The 14,768-nt window shown below is 50.5% G+C and carries 11 protein-coding genes; 1 reads left to right on the forward strand and 10 read right to left on the reverse strand.

Features of this window, described 5'->3' with window-relative positions; translation table 11 throughout:
- Positions 1 to 22: 22 nt before the first annotated feature.
- Genes apaH through lptD form a run of 6 tightly spaced genes read right to left on the reverse strand, consistent with a single transcriptional unit; the run spans position 23 to position 6,765 of the window.
- Complete coding sequence (apaH, locus tag OH773_RS03280; protein ID WP_270142985.1) at positions 23 to 874, reverse strand: bis(5'-nucleosyl)-tetraphosphatase (symmetrical) ApaH; 852 nt, start codon at positions 872 to 874, stop codon at positions 23 to 25.
- 4 nt (positions 875 to 878) lie between these two features.
- Complete coding sequence (gene apaG / locus OH773_RS03285; RefSeq protein WP_183270629.1) at positions 879 to 1,256, reverse strand: Co2+/Mg2+ efflux protein ApaG; 378 nt, start codon at positions 1,254 to 1,256, stop codon at positions 879 to 881.
- A gap of 2 nt (positions 1,257 to 1,258) precedes the next feature.
- Positions 1,259 to 2,083, reverse strand: a complete 825-nt coding sequence (rsmA, locus tag OH773_RS03290) for a 16S rRNA (adenine(1518)-N(6)/adenine(1519)-N(6))-dimethyltransferase RsmA (protein WP_270142987.1) — start codon at positions 2,081 to 2,083, stop codon at positions 1,259 to 1,261.
- Complete coding sequence (pdxA, locus tag OH773_RS03295; protein WP_270142989.1) at positions 2,080 to 3,069, reverse strand: 4-hydroxythreonine-4-phosphate dehydrogenase PdxA; 990 nt, start codon at positions 3,067 to 3,069, stop codon at positions 2,080 to 2,082. The genes rsmA and pdxA overlap by 4 nt, the downstream gene beginning before the upstream one ends.
- On the reverse strand, positions 3,062 to 4,354 hold the full coding sequence (gene surA, locus OH773_RS03300) for a peptidylprolyl isomerase SurA (RefSeq protein ID WP_270142991.1): 1,293 nt from the start codon (positions 4,352 to 4,354) through the stop codon (positions 3,062 to 3,064). The genes pdxA and surA overlap by 8 nt, the downstream gene beginning before the upstream one ends.
- Before the next feature lie 56 nt (positions 4,355 to 4,410).
- The gene (lptD, locus tag OH773_RS03305; RefSeq protein WP_270145663.1) at positions 4,411 to 6,765 is read right to left on the reverse strand and encodes an LPS assembly protein LptD; all 2,355 of its coding nucleotides are present in this window, start codon (positions 6,763 to 6,765) and stop codon (positions 4,411 to 4,413) included.
- Positions 6,766 to 7,148: 383 nt separating this feature from the next.
- On the opposite strand from lptD, the gene djlA reads away from it, so the two are divergent.
- On the forward strand, positions 7,149 to 7,955 hold the full coding sequence (gene djlA / locus OH773_RS03310) for a co-chaperone DjlA (protein WP_183270625.1): 807 nt from the start codon (positions 7,149 to 7,151) through the stop codon (positions 7,953 to 7,955).
- A 95-nt stretch (positions 7,956 to 8,050) separates the two neighbouring features.
- Here djlA and rluA read toward each other — a convergent pair whose 3' ends face one another.
- The 4 genes from rluA to OH773_RS03330 form a co-directional block, all read right to left on the reverse strand.
- A complete protein-coding gene (gene rluA / locus OH773_RS03315) occupies positions 8,051 to 8,710 on the reverse strand; it encodes a bifunctional tRNA pseudouridine(32) synthase/23S rRNA pseudouridine(746) synthase RluA (protein WP_270142994.1) in 660 nt (219 codons plus the stop codon).
- A 137-nt stretch (positions 8,711 to 8,847) separates the two neighbouring features.
- On the reverse strand, positions 8,848 to 11,754 hold the full coding sequence (gene rapA / locus OH773_RS03320) for an RNA polymerase-associated protein RapA (protein WP_270142996.1): 2,907 nt from the start codon (positions 11,752 to 11,754) through the stop codon (positions 8,848 to 8,850).
- A gap of 145 nt (positions 11,755 to 11,899) precedes the next feature.
- The gene (polB, locus tag OH773_RS03325; protein WP_270142998.1) at positions 11,900 to 14,260 is read right to left on the reverse strand and encodes a DNA polymerase II; all 2,361 of its coding nucleotides are present in this window, start codon (positions 14,258 to 14,260) and stop codon (positions 11,900 to 11,902) included.
- A gap of 94 nt (positions 14,261 to 14,354) precedes the next feature.
- Positions 14,355 to 14,768, reverse strand: coding sequence for a hypothetical protein (locus OH773_RS03330; RefSeq protein WP_270143000.1), 414 nt, complete (start codon positions 14,766 to 14,768; stop codon positions 14,355 to 14,357).

A 14,768-nucleotide genomic window follows, 5' to 3' on the forward strand; every position in this document is an offset into this window, starting at 1 on the left:
GATATATATCACCGGGCTTTTTTTATGAAGCAATAGCCGTTTCACCGCCGCCGGTATCTTGCTGTCGATTCGATGGCTGAACGAAGACCATTTTATCTTCCCAGCGCAGACAGGTTAAGTCTCCGCCCCAGCAGCAGCCAGTATCTAACCCGTAAATCCCTTCAGGTGTACCTTTGCCTTCCAGTGACGCCCAATGCCCGAAGATAACTGAATACTCATCAGTTACTGGCCCTGGTATCGCAAACCACGGTTTCAGCGGAGCAGGAGCGCTTTCTGGCGAATCTTTGCAGTACATATCCAGTTGCCCGTTTGGGAAGCAGTAACGCATACGAGTCAATGAATTAGTAATGAACCGCAGGCGAGCTAACCCTGATAGCTCAGGCGACCAGTTATTCGGCATATCGCCATACATCGCGTCGAGGAACAACGGGTAGCTGTCGCTGGATAACACCGCTTCGACATCACGCGCACAGGCCATCGCGGTAGTGAGATCCCACTGCGGAGTTACCCCGGCGTGAGCCATCACAATCTTTTTATCTTCATCAACCTGAAGCAGAGGCTGGCGGCGTAACCAGTTAAGCAGTTCGTCGGCATCGGGCGCTTCAAGTAATTGGGATACGCGATCTTTAGGTTTATTGCGGCTGATACCTGCATAAACCGCGAGCAGATGCAGGTCGTGGTTGCCCAGCACAAGGCGCACGCTATCGCCAAGCCCGCGCACAAAACGCAGGACTTCGAGTGAAGCCGGCCCACGAGCGACGAGATCACCCGTAAGCCATAAAATATCTTCGCCAGGCTTAAAATCAACCTGTTGTAGTAGGGCGACCAGTTCATCGTAACAGCCGTGAACATCGCCAATCAGGTATGTAGACATTGTATTAGTGAATGAAGGCTGGAATAGCCAGACGGAACACGGGAATAGCAACGCGGAAAGCGTCGCCCTGAGAGTCAACCATTTCGTAATGGCCTTGCATGGTGCCAAGCGGTGTTTCAAGAACAGCACCGCTTGTATAGCTGTATTCGTTGCCCGGTTCAATATGCGGCTGGACGCCAATCACGCCTTCGCCCTGAACTTCAGTTTCATGGCCGTTGCCATTGGTGATAAGCCAATAGCGGCCAAGCAATTGCACCGGTGTTCGCCCCAGGTTACGAATGGTAACGGTATAAGCAAAGACGAAACGCTCGTGCTCAGGAGAGGACTGGGATTCGATATAGACGCTTTGTACCTGAATACATACGCGGGGCGAATTTAACATCGTTAACTCTCCTTCGGCTGCTGCGGATGCTCAGCCAAATAGTTTGCCAGTTGGCAATACTGTGCGACTGAGATGTTCTCAGCACGCAGGGTTGGGTCGATTCCCAGCCCCGTCATCACTTCAACGCTAAAGAGATGGCCAAGGCTATTACGAATCGTTTTGCGACGTTTATTAAAGGCTTCCGTGGTGATGCGGCTTAAAACACGCAGTTCGTTCACGGGGTGCGGTATTGTTGCATGTGGAACCAGACGAACTACGGCAGAATCCACTTTTGGTGCCGGTGTGAAAGCCGTTGGTGGCACTTCAAGCACTGGGATGACATTGCAATAATACTGCGCCATGACAGATAAACGACCATACGCTTTACTGTTTGGGCCAGCAACTAAACGGTTTACCACCTCTTTTTGCAGCATAAAGTGCATGTCAGCAATGGCATCAGTATAGCTAAAGAGATGGAACATCAATGGCGTGGAGATGTTATACGGCAGATTGCCAAATACGCGCAACGGCTGACCGATTTTTTGCGACAGCTCTCCAAAATCCATGGTCATGGCATCTTGCTGATAAATTGTCAGTTTGGGTGCCAGGAAAGGATGCGTTTGCAGACGGGCTGCAAGATCGCGGTCCAGCTCGATAACGGTCATCTCATCCAGGCGTTCACCCACAGGCTCGGTTAATGCGCCGAGGCCGGGGCCGATTTCAACCATTGCCTGGCCTTTCTGTGGATTAATTGCTGAGACAATACTGTCGATAACGAACTGGTCATTAAGGAAGTTTTGTCCAAAACGTTTACGGGCTAAATGGCCCTGGTGGACACGAGTATTCATTGAGTATTAGTAATCATTTTGATGGCGAGATTAAGCGCCGTAATAAAACTGCCGACCTCAGCTTTCCCCAGACCGGCGAGTTCTAGCGCGGTTCCATGGTCAACTGAAGTGCGGATAAAAGGTAAGCCTAGCGTGATATTTACCGCCCGGCCAAAGCCCTGGTATTTCAGTACCGGTAAGCCTTGATCGTGGTACATCGCCAGTACTGCATCGGCGTTATCAAGATACTTTGGTTGAAACAGCGTATCTGCCGGTAGCGGGCCAGAAAGTTTCATTCCCAGACCACGCATTTCATTCAGTACTGGAATGATGGTATCAATTTCTTCGGTGCCCATGTGGCCGCCTTCCCCGGCATGGGGGTTGAGGCCACAAACCAGCACATGCGGCTGCGCAATACCAAACTTGGTTTGCAGGTCATGATACAGGATGGTGATTATCTGGCGTAATAAATCTGGCGTTATCGCATCAGAAATGGCTTTTAGCGGCAAATGCGTGGTCGCCAGTGCAACCCGCAGCTCTTCGGTTGCCAGCATCATCACGACTTTTTCACTGTGCGAGCGTTCTTCGAAAAACTCGGTATGACCGATAAACGGAATACCCGCATCGTTGATTATGCCCTTGTGAACGGGCCCCGTGATGAGTGCGGCAAATTCACCGTTAATACACCCATCACAAGCTCGAGCCAGTGTTTCAACCACATACTCACCGTTTCTCACATCCAACTGCCCCGGAACGACTGGAGCGCGTAATTCGATGGGAACAACCGTCAGTGTGCCCGCAGGTTGCGGGCTTGCAGGGATATCGGGCTGGTAAGTTCGAAGCTTGAGAGGAAGGCCGAGGAGGGCAGCACGTTCCTTAAGAAGTTCTGGCGAAGCCACGACGACCAGTTCAACAGGCCATTCGCGGCTTGCCAGCGCGATGACCAGGTCGGGGCCAATCCCGGCGGGTTCGCCGGGAGTGATGACCACGCGATGGAAATTAACCATTGCTACCTAAAATTTTCACGTAAGCAGATGCACGCTGTTCCTGCATCCAGGTTTGTGCTTCTTCAGAGAACTTACGGTTGAACAGCATGCGATAGGCACGATCTTTCTGAGCGACATCGGTCTTATCAACCTTGCGAGTGTCCATCAATTCAATCAGGTGCCAACCAAATGAAGAGTGAACAGGTGCACTAATCTGACCTTTTTGCATTTTTGACAGCGCATCACGGAAAGCGGGATCATAAATGTCGGTAGATGCCCAACCTAAATCGCCACCCTGGTTAGCAGAACCTGGGTCTTCAGAGAACGATTTTGCCGCCTCAGCGAAGGTTGTTTTGCCGCTCTTAATATCAGCCGCAATGGCGTTCAACTTAGCACGCGCTTGATCGTCACTCATAATTGGTGAGGATTTCAGCAAAATATGGCGAGCGTGAACTTCGGTCACAGAAATGCTCTGGCTTTGACCACGCAGGTCGTTCACTTTCAAAATGTGGAAGCCCACACCTGAACGAATCGGCCCGATCACATCACCTTTTTTCGCCGTGCTTAATGCCTGAGCGAAAATGGACGGTAATTCCTGAATGCGTCCCCAACCCATTTGACCGCCTTTCAGGGCTTGTTGGTCAGCAGAGTAGGTGATGGCCAGTTTGCCGAAATCAGCGCCGCTTTGTGCTTGTGAAGCAATATCACGCGCTTGTTTTTCCGCATCATCTACTTGTGCAGATGTTGGGTTTTCCGGTAATGGAATCAGGATGTGGCTTAAGTTGAGCTCGGTGCTGCTGTCGTTTTGGCTACCCACTTGCTGTGCGAGAGCATCGACTTCTTGCGGCAAAATAGTGACGCGGCGACGTACTTCGTTATTACGCACTTCCGAAATCGTCATCTCTTTGCGGATCTGAGCACGGTAAGTGTTGTAATTGACACCATCATACGCCAGACGACTGCGCATCTGGTCCATGCTCATTTTGTTTTGTGCCGCGATATCAGCAATGGCTTTATCAACCTGCTCATCGGTCACTTTGACGCCCATTTTTTGACCCATCTGCAGGATGATTTGATCCATGATTAGACGTTCAATAATTTGATGACGCAGCGTGTTGTCGTCAGGAAGTTGCTGCCCGGCTTGTTGGGCACCCGTCTTCACTGATTGCATCATGCCATCAACGTCACTTTCCAGTACTACACCGTTATTCACTACGGCTGCAACTTTGTCGACCACTTGTGGGGCCGCGAAAGAGGTATTCGTCACCAGGACGATACCGAGAAGCAGCGTTCTCCAATTCTTCATACTTTTTCCATTTTTACTTAGCCGCGAAGCGGATTACGTTTTCTAGTCAAAGCGAATTACATCGAGCTTTGATACGGCAGAATGTTCGAACGCAGCATCTGCTGTGTGCCCAGGCCGTAGTTGGAGCTCAGGCCACGTAACTCGATGTTAAAGCTAATTGCGTTGTCGTATATGCTTTCGTTGTTTTCCCAGCCATTAATTTTACGCTCGTAACCCACACGAATCGCATAACAGCAAGAGTTGTACTGTACCGCCAGCATAGAGTCGGCGGTTTGTTGCGCATTAGTGTCGTAGTAATAAGCCCCGACGACAGACCAGCGGTCAACGATCGGCCAACTTGCCGTCATTCCAACTTGCGAGATACCGTCTTTATACTGTGAAGCGTTGGTATTGATGCCAGGTATAGTGGCACTAATATACTCAGGGCTTGCATAGCGATAGTTGAACTGCAACAGACGATCAATATCCTTACGATATTCAATAGCACCATTGCCGGTTGCCACATTATCAAGTCGTGTATCGTACTGCATACCACCGCGTAAACCCCATCGGTCAGTCATGCGCCAATAAGTATCACCAGCCCATACTACCGAGCCAGTTTCGTTATTGTTTTCACTACTAATTGTTTCATCACCAGTACGCGACTGAGTGAAGTAGTAGATTTGACCCACAGAAATGTTAAAACGTTCAACCGCTGCATCATCATAAATACGGGTTGTTACACCGGTTGTGATTTGATTGGCTGAAGCGATACGGTCAAGGCCACCGTAGCTCCGGTCACGGAACAAGCCATAGTAGTCAGACTGCAACAGTGCGGAATCGTAGTTATTAATATTGCTTTGATCGCGATACGGCACATACAAATATTGTACACGTGGTTCCAGTGTTTGCATCCAACCTGCGGCAGAGTCCATATTGCGGTCAAAAATCAGCTTACCATCCATTTTGAACTGAGGTAGAACACGGTTAACTGTTTCATCCAACTGATTATCAGGATTCGCGTTGTTGTATGCATCCAGATTGCTCTGCTGATAATGTGTCGCCATCAGTTTAGCTTCAGTATTCAGACCCGCCCAGCCGTTTGATAATGGCAGGCTAATGACGGGCTCAATATGGAGACGGGTCGCTTCGGGCTGGCTGTCACTGACGTTCGTAAAATGAACGGCCTGGCCATAAATTCGCGTATCAAATGGTCCTACATCATTTTGGTAGTAATTCATATCCAACTGCGGTAATGCGCTGTAGGAATTATTACCTCTTTGCGAATCAAAGACCTGGAACTGCTTGGCCGAAAGCGCGGCGTCGAAGTTTGTGTCAGCATAACCGACGCTAAATTTCTGCGTCGCGTAACCGTCGGTACTGGAGCCGTATTGCGAACTAAGGTCGTTAAAGTAATTAGGATCGCTGACTTTGGTGTAGTCAATGTTGAAACGCCACACCTGATCCATTACCCCACTGTGGTTCCAGTAGAATAACCAGCGGCGCTCATCCCCTTCCGGGTTTTTGGCCGTATCGTTTTTATATTCTTTATCTGAAAGCATGTAATCGAATTCGATGACGCCTGAACCGGCTTTGGTCAGATAACGGAATTCGTTTTGCCACTGCGTACCACGTTCTTCCATGTAGTGCGGAGTGATCGTGGCATCAAAGTTTGGCGCGATGTTCCAATAATACGGCAGCGTGAACTCAAGACCGCTATTGCTACTGTATTTCGCATTTGGGATCAGGAAACCAGAACGGCGTTTGTCACCGATCGGCAGCTGTAAATAAGGGCTGTAAAACACCGGAACCGGACCCACCTTAAAGCGGGCGTTCCAGATTTCCGCAACTTCTTCTTCGCGGTCCTGAATCACTTCACTGCCTACTACGCTCCAGGTGTTCGAACCCGGTAAGCAGGACGTAAAGGTGCCATTTTCCAGAATGGTATAGCGGTTATTTCCACGCTGTTTCATCAGGTCGGCAGTACCGCGGCCCTGACGATCAACCATCTGGTAGTCGCCTTCCCAGACGTTAGTATCTTTGGTGTTCAGGTTTGACCAGGCTTTTGGCCCTTTAAGAATGACCTGATTATCGTCGTAATGTACGTTGCCCACAGCATCGACGGTGCGAATAGGATCAGGTTGACCTTCAACTTGTTTCTGGTGCAGCAGAACTTCGTCAGATTGCAGGCGGCTATTGCCTTGCTGTACATCCACATTGCCACTAAACACCGCATCGTCAGGATAATTTCCTTTTGCGTGATCGGCATTTATAGTGACAGGCAGGTTGTTGGTGTCCCCTTCAACCAACGGACGGTTGTAACTGGGAACGCCAAGCATACATTGCGACGCGAGATCAGCCGCCATGCCTTGTTGACTATACAGCGCTGCGCCAATCAAGGTGGCCAGCAAGGTGGGAATACGTTTTTTCATACGTGTTATTCGTTGTTCCGTCATCAATGGCTTATACCCATCATCATTCGAGATGTAGAGGCGTTGGCGGCACTGAGTTATTTGACTCATCGTGAGCCTCACCCTTTCGGGGCCGCTCTAAGCAGCGTTCAAATCTGTTCCGAACAGATTTGTGGTTCCTGTCATTGGGTTAACTAAATGACGGGATATTTTGTCACTTGCCGCTTTGCTTCGTATTGAATGCTATAGGGTATAGCGTCGGCAAACGGTCAGAGACTAACTTACTCATCACTACAGCGCTAGTGTTAATCCTGCCCGTTCAATAGTCTGCCGTTAGGCACTGCTATCAATGACGGGTATGATAAAGCAAATTCTAGCCGACGACATGACGATTTGGGGAGTATATGCAGTATTGGGGAAAAGTACTCGGTGTCGCAATAGCACTTATTATGGGCGGTGGCTTCTGGGGTGTAGTGATAGGGTTGCTGATTGGCCATGCCATCGACAAGATGCGCAGCCGCCGTCAGTCCTGGTTTTCTAACCAACAGCAGCGTCAATCATTGTTTTTTAGCACCACATTTGAAGTGATGGGTCACCTGACGAAGTCAAAAGGGCGCGTCACAGAAGCGGATATCCAAATTGCATCACTATTAATGGATCGCATGCAATTACATGGTGATGCACGTAGTGCCGCGCAGCATGCGTTCCGGGTGGGTAAAGAAAATGGCTACCCGCTGCGTGAGAAAATGCGTCAGTTACGCAGCGTATGTTTTGGGCGATTTGACCTTATTCGGATGTTTCTTGAAATTCAAATTCAGGCGGCATTTGCTGACGGTTCTCTGCATCCTAACGAACGAGAAGTCCTGTACGTTATTGCTGAAGAGCTCGGCATTTCGCGTATGCAGTTCGATCAGTTCTTACGCATGATGGAAGGCGGCCAGCAATTCGGCGGGGGTTACAGCCAATCGCAAGGTGGATTCCAGCAACAGCGTGGGCCAACGCTTGAAGATGCCTGCAATGTTCTGGGCGTTAAGAGCAGCGATGATGCTACGACCATTAAGCGCGCATACCGCAAATTAATGAGTGAACACCATCCTGATAAACTGGTTGCCAAAGGTTTACCGCCAGAAATGATGGAAATGGCCAAACAGAAGGCGCAGGAAATTCAGAAAGCGTACGATCTGATTAAGACGGCCAAAGGATTTAAGTAAAACGAATGCCCCTCACCCTAACCCTCTCCCCCTAGAGAGGGAATCACTCGGTTTTCCCCCTCGCCCTCAGGGAGAGGGCCGGGGTGAGGGGAAAATCAGAAGTCAGCCGGTGCGCGAAACGTCATCGGCGTTCCATACTCAGGATGAGTGATGGTCAGCATTTCCGCATGGAGCTGCAAACGCGGAGCCATTGCCAGCGCTTCAGGCGTGGCATAGAAGCGGTCACCCAGAATCGGATGACCCAACGCCAGCATATGCACACGCAGTTGATGCGAACGCCCGGTAATCGGTTTTAGCAGCACACGCGCGGTATTGTCCGCGGCATACTCCAGCACTTCATACTCCGTCTGCGCCGCTTTGCCGGTTTCATGACAAACCATCTGCTTTGGCCTGTTCGGCCAGTCGCAAATCAGCGGTAAATCCACCAGACCCGTTTCCGGTTTTGGATGACCCCAAACCCGCGCCACATATTGTTTCTTCGGTTCACGTTCACGGAATTGACGCTTTAACTCGCGTTCTGCGGCTTTAGTCAGCGCTACAGCGATCACGCCGCTGGTCGCCATATCCAGACGGTGTACGGATTCAGCCTGCGGGAAATCACGCTGAATGCGCGTCATCACGCTGTCTTTGTGCTCATCAAGACGCCCAGGCACCGACAACAAGCCCGAAGGCTTGTTGACGACCATAATATGCTGATCCTGGTAGAGAATATTCAGCCAGGGTTCAAGAGGCGGGTTATAGGGTTCCATAATCATTTACTCTGCATCCTTCAAGCCGCAGCGGCGTTGGCTGCTTTCGTTCACCCCAGTCACTTACTTGAGTAAGCTCCTGGGGATTCTCTCTCTTGCCGCCTTGCTGCAACTCGAATGATTTGAGTAAAGCGGAATGGATTTTACTGATGCGTCACCACAATCAAACGCAGCGCATCCAGTCGCCAGTTAGCTTGCGAGAGGCTTTCCAGCACTTGTTTACGATTGCTCTCGATGGCTTCGAGTTCATCATCACGAATGTTTGGGTTGACCGCTTTTAGGGCTTCCAGGCGGGAAAGTTCTGCACTCAATTTCTCATCAGCTTCTTCGCGAGCCGCTTTAATCAGTACTTGCGCAGCCTCTTCCACTTTATCTTCTGCCAACTGCAAAATTGCGTGAACATCCTGCTGCACCGCGTTTACCAGCTTGCTGCCAGTATGGCGATTCACCGTGCTTAACTGGCGGTTGAAGCTTTCAAACTCGACCTGTGCGGCGAGGTTGGTGCCGTTTTTGTCAACCAACATACGAACCGGCGTTGGTGGCAGGAAGCGGTTAAGTTGCAGTTGCTTCGGCGCTTTCGCCTCAACGACATACACCAGTTCCAACAGTAACGTACCCACTGGCAGCGCTTTGTTTTTCAACAGTGACAACGCACAGCTACCGGTATCACCTGAAAGAATCAGGTCCAGACCATTGCGGATGATCGGGTGTTCCCAGGTCACAAACTGCGCGTCTTCTCGGGACAATGCCACATCACGTTCAAACGTAATGGTGCAACCGTCTTCCGGCAGGCCAGGGAAGTCCGGCACCAGCATGTGGTCGCCCGGCGTCAGCACAACCATATTGTCACCGCGATCGTCCTGGTTTATGCCGACGATGTCGAACAAGTTCAGAGCAAAGCTGACCAGGTTGGTGTCGTTGTCCTGCTCAGAAATAGCCTGAGCCAGTGCTTGCGATTTCTCACCGCCGTTGGAGTGGATTTCCAACAAGCGGTCACGACCCTGTTCCAGTTGCAGTTTCAGCGCATCGTGCTGTTCACGGCACTGTTTGATAAGCGCATCGAAGCCATCCGTATTTTCAGGGGCGGCCAGATACTCAATCAGTTGTGGATAGACGTTGTCGTAAATCGCGCGGCCAGTCGGGCAAGTGTGCTCGAATGCGTCCAGACCTTCGTGGAACCATTTCACCAGCACGGACTGAGCGGTTTTCTCAAGGAAAGGCACATGAATCTGAATATCGTGCGCCTGACCGATACGGTCCAGACGGCCAATACGCTGTTCCAGCAAATCCGGGTTAAACGGCAGATCGAACATCACCAGGTTACTGGCGAACTGGAAGTTACGGCCTTCAGAACCAATCTCAGAGCACAGCAGCACCTGAGCGCCAGTGTCTTCTTCGGCAAACCAGGCTGCCGCACGGTCACGTTCAATAATGGACATGCCTTCATGGAACACCGCTGCACGAATACCTTCGCGCTCACGCAGCACTTGCTCAAGCTGCAGTGCGGTGGCGGCTTTCGCACAAATCACCAGTACCTTTTGAGAACGATGGCTGGTCAGATGGCCCATCAGCCATTCCACACGCGGATCGAAGTTCCACCATGTACCGGTATCGCCTTCAAATTCCTGGTAAATTTGCTCTGGATAGAGCATGTCGCGTGCGCGTTCTTCCACCGATTTACGTGCCGCCATAATACCGGACACTTTAATCGCGGTTTGATACTGCATCGGCAGAGGCAAACGAATGGTATGCAGCTCGCGTTTCGGGAATCCTTTCACGCCATTACGCGTATTACGGAACAACACACGGCTGGTACCGTGGCGGTCCATCAGCATGGAAATCAGTTCCTGACGCGCTGCATCGCTCCCTTCACGGTTGCTGTTCGCGGTTTGCAGCAGCGGTTCGATATCCTGCTCGCCAATCAGTTCACTTAACATATTGAGCTGATCGTTTGTCAGGTGATTACCCGCAAGCAGTAACGCAACGGCATCAGCCACCGGGCGATAATGCTGCTGTTCTTCAACAAATTGCTCGAAATCGTGGAAGCGGCTTGGATCCAGCAAACGCAAGCGCGCAAAGTGGCTTTCCATACCCAGCTGTTCTGGCGTTGCGGTTAACAGCAAGATACCAGGAATGTGTTCGGCAAGTTGTTCAATGGCCTGATATTCACGGCTTGGTGCCTTTTCGCTCCACACTAAATGGTGAGCTTCATCGACGACCATTAAATCCCATTCGGCTTCGCACAGGTGCTCAAGGCGTTGCTTGCTGCGACGTACGAAATCCAGAGAACAGATAACCAGTTGTTCTGTTTCGAATGGGTTATCGCTGTCGTGCTGGGCTTCGGCGTAGCGCTCGTCATCAAACAGAGCAAAACGCAGGTTAAAGCGACGAAGCATCTCAACCAGCCACTGGTGTTGCAGGGTTTCCGGCACCACGATCAGCACGCGCTCAGCGCTGCCAGCCAGCAGTTGCTGGTGCAGGATCATCCCGGCTTCGATGGTTTTACCTAAACCAACTTCATCCGCCAACAACACACGTGGCGCATGGCGACGACCCACATCATGGGCAATGTTCAACTGGTGGGGGATTAGGCTTGTGCGCATGCCGCGCAGACCGCTCCATGGCTGACGATACTGTTCGCTTTGGTAAACGCGGGAACGATAACGCAGGGCGAAACGGTCCATCCTGTCAATTTGCCCGGCGAAAAGACGATCTTGTGGCTTACTGAATACCAGTTTGCTGTCGAGGAAAACTTCGCGCAGCATCGTACCCGCTTCTTCTGTGTCCAGACGCGTTCCAATGTAGGCAAGTAAGCCGTTTTCTTCTTTAACTTCATCAACTTTCAGCTGCCAGCCTTCATGGCTGGTAATGGTGTCGCCTGGGTTGAACATCACACGGGTGATAGGCGAGTCATTTCTGGCATACAGGCGATTTTCACCGGTGGCAGGGTAAAGCAGGGTAACCATCCGTGGGTCTAAAGCGACCACAGTTCCCAGTCCCAGTTCGCTTTCAGTATCGCTGATCCAACGTTGACCAAGTGTAAAAGGCATAAGATTTCGGCTCTATTATCAGTTACTAAGATTTGCAGGCAATAGCATAACGACCGCACATAAAAGGGGGGCGGTTGTCAAAAAGTAGATTTAAGGGTACTTCAGGAGGGCGCTATGGTACTGGAACGGAACAATATAGTCACCGTCAAAATAGCCCCAATTGCCCTGTCATCAGTGTAGCAAAGTCATCTTCAAGGAAAGGTAAAATTCCTTCGGCCACCGGCTGGATTTGACGCGTCAGATAGTGATCGTAGTCCAGCGGTGACTCCTGGTAATCCAGCGGTTCAGGGCCATTGGTGGTTATCACATATTTGATAGTGCCGCGGTTTTGATACTGTGGTGCGCGGCCAAGTCGTTGATTATGCTCATCAGCAAGACGTGCGGCACGGACATGTGGTGGCACGTTTTTTTGATACTCGCTTAAAGGGCGGCGCAGCCGTTTACGGTAAACCAGTTGCTCATCCAGTTCCCCGGCCATCAAACTGGCGATGGTTTCACGGATATAATCCTGGTACGGCTCGTTGCGGAACACGCGTAAATAAAGTGTTTGTTGGAAGGTTTGCGCCAGCGGCGTCCAGTCCGTGCGCACGGTTTCCAGCCCTTTAAACACCATGCGCTGCGATCCATTTTCCTGAATCATTCCGGCGTAGCGCTTTTTCGAGCCTTCAACGGTGCCGCGGATCGTCGGCATCAGAAAACGGCAATAATGGGATTCGTACTCAAGCTCAAGCTGGCTTTCCAGTTGTTGAGTCTCTTGCAGATGGGCTTTCCACCACGCATTCACATGGTTCACTAACTGCTTGCCAATCCGGGCGGCATCCTCTTCTGAATGCGCTTTTTTGAGCCACACAAACGTGGAATCGGTATCACCGTAAATCACGTCATAACCCTGAGCTTCAATTAGCGCTTTGGTTTGCAACATGATTTGATGCCCACGCATGGTTATTGACGAGGCCAGGCGAGGATCAAAGAAGCGACATGCGCTGGTGCCTAATACACCATAAAAGGCGTTCATGATGATTTTCAGCGCCTGAGATAACGGCTTATTACCGTGGCGTTTGGCCTCGTCACGACCAGACCAGATTTGCCCGACGATTTCCGGCAGGCAATTTATGGTTCTGGAAAAATGCGCACCAAGAAAACCGTCAACTGAATGTTCAGGTTCCGGGTGCGCCATACCTTCGACCAAACCTACGGGGTCGATAAGAAAAGTGCGGATAATCGACGGATAAAGGCTTTTATAATCCAGCACTAATACCGAGTCATAAAGGCCGGGACGTGAATCCATCACGTAACCGCCAGGGCTGGCCTGTGGTGGCACTTCCCCGAGATTGGGGGCTACATAACCGGCACGGTGCATGCGAGGAATATAAAGATGACCAAACGAGGCGACCGAACCGCCGTGCCGGTCGAGAGGTAAACCGTTGACTGTTGCCCGCTCAAGCAGAAACGGCATCAATTCCGTTTTATGAAAAATCCGCGTCACCAGCTCGCAATCTTTTAGATTGTATTTCGCCAGTGCGGGCTTATCTTCAGCGAAACGCCGGTCAATTTCGTCCATCCGTTGCCACGGGTTATCGATCGCTTTACCTTCGCCGAGCAGTTCCCGCGAAACGGTTTCCAGGGAAAATGAGGAGAAATTCCAGAAGGCAGATCGCAGAGCTTCGATGCCATCGATGATTACGCGGCCCGCAGCCTGCGCGAAAAACACCCCTTGTTTAAAGCCGTGTTCACGCCACTCCAGCAGATTATTCTCGCGACCCAGACGCAGCGGGACTTGATAACGATCGGCCATTTTTTGCAGCACCCGTAAGTCAAACTGCACCACGTTCCAACCGATTAATACATCAGGGTCGTGTTGAGTGAACCACTCGTTGAGTTTTTCGATAAGGAGTGGGCGGCTGGCGACATATTCCAGCGTAAAATCCAGCCCGCTGGCGTCACCATTTTCCGGGCCAAGCATATAAACGATACGCTGCCCGCAGCCTTCCAGCCCGATGCAATAGAGCTCGCCATGGCGGTTAGTTTCGATATCCAGCGACACCCATTTTAGCGGTGGGCGGTAATCCGGCGCGGGTTTCAGCTTTGTTTCAACGAGCAGGTTGTTTTGCCGATCACCGCTAAACCAGACGGGAGCCGTGATAAAGCGCTCCATCAGAAAACGTTCAGGTGGGCGAATATCCGCTTCGTAAACCTGGACTCCTCCATCACGTAGCAGCTTTTCAAACCGCATAAGCTGGCGATGCTGGCGGCAATAAAGCCCGCAAACGGGCTGGCGGTGAAAATCTTTGAGTGGCAGCGGTGTGAGGCGGTACTGGCTTTCATTGGCTAACAAACGCGTGGCTTCGGCTTGTTGCGACTGCGGAATAAACGCTACGGATTCTTGGCGCGGCAGACGCACCTTAACCGGGCCATCGTCCGTTGCCAGCCAAAATTCAACTTCAGTACCGAGCGGGGTGTCTCGCCAGTGACGCGTTAACAAAAACCCCTGACGAGCTTGCGACACGCTGCGTTCTCATAACAGGAAAAGTGGACTGATTATAGACCACTTTGCGGAGATTTACTGATTTTATGTACAGTGCTTGGCCGAGGAGATTAAGCTATCTCGAATGGATAATGATCTCTAAACTCAATGTATGATCATAAGAAACAATAAGGTATTCGTCTCCAGTATTATTCACACTATGTTTTTGTATCCCTTGTTCTGCCAGATAATCTTCTAACACTACCTTGGCAGAAGTAATATTGCTAACTTCTTCCCATGTGACTTTATCTCTGGTAAAGCCATAGTTATCATCACCTTGGGAGTAGTAAGATGCTTTATCAGAAATGTAAGGTGCGTTTTTTATTATCGGAGGTGCAAGAAAATGATAGTCGAAAAAATTCTCTTTTGAATATTCAACGCCATCTAATGAATAGGAAACGACAAAAATTAAAGAAATAAATAAAGCAAACATCAATGTGAATGAAAATGCAAAAAATATTAAAAAGCACTTGTTAAATCTACTCATCAT

The sequence above is a fragment of the Buttiauxella sp. WJP83 genome (genome assembly GCF_027594725.1).
Taxonomy (GTDB): Bacteria; Pseudomonadota; Gammaproteobacteria; order Enterobacterales; family Enterobacteriaceae; genus Buttiauxella; species Buttiauxella selenatireducens.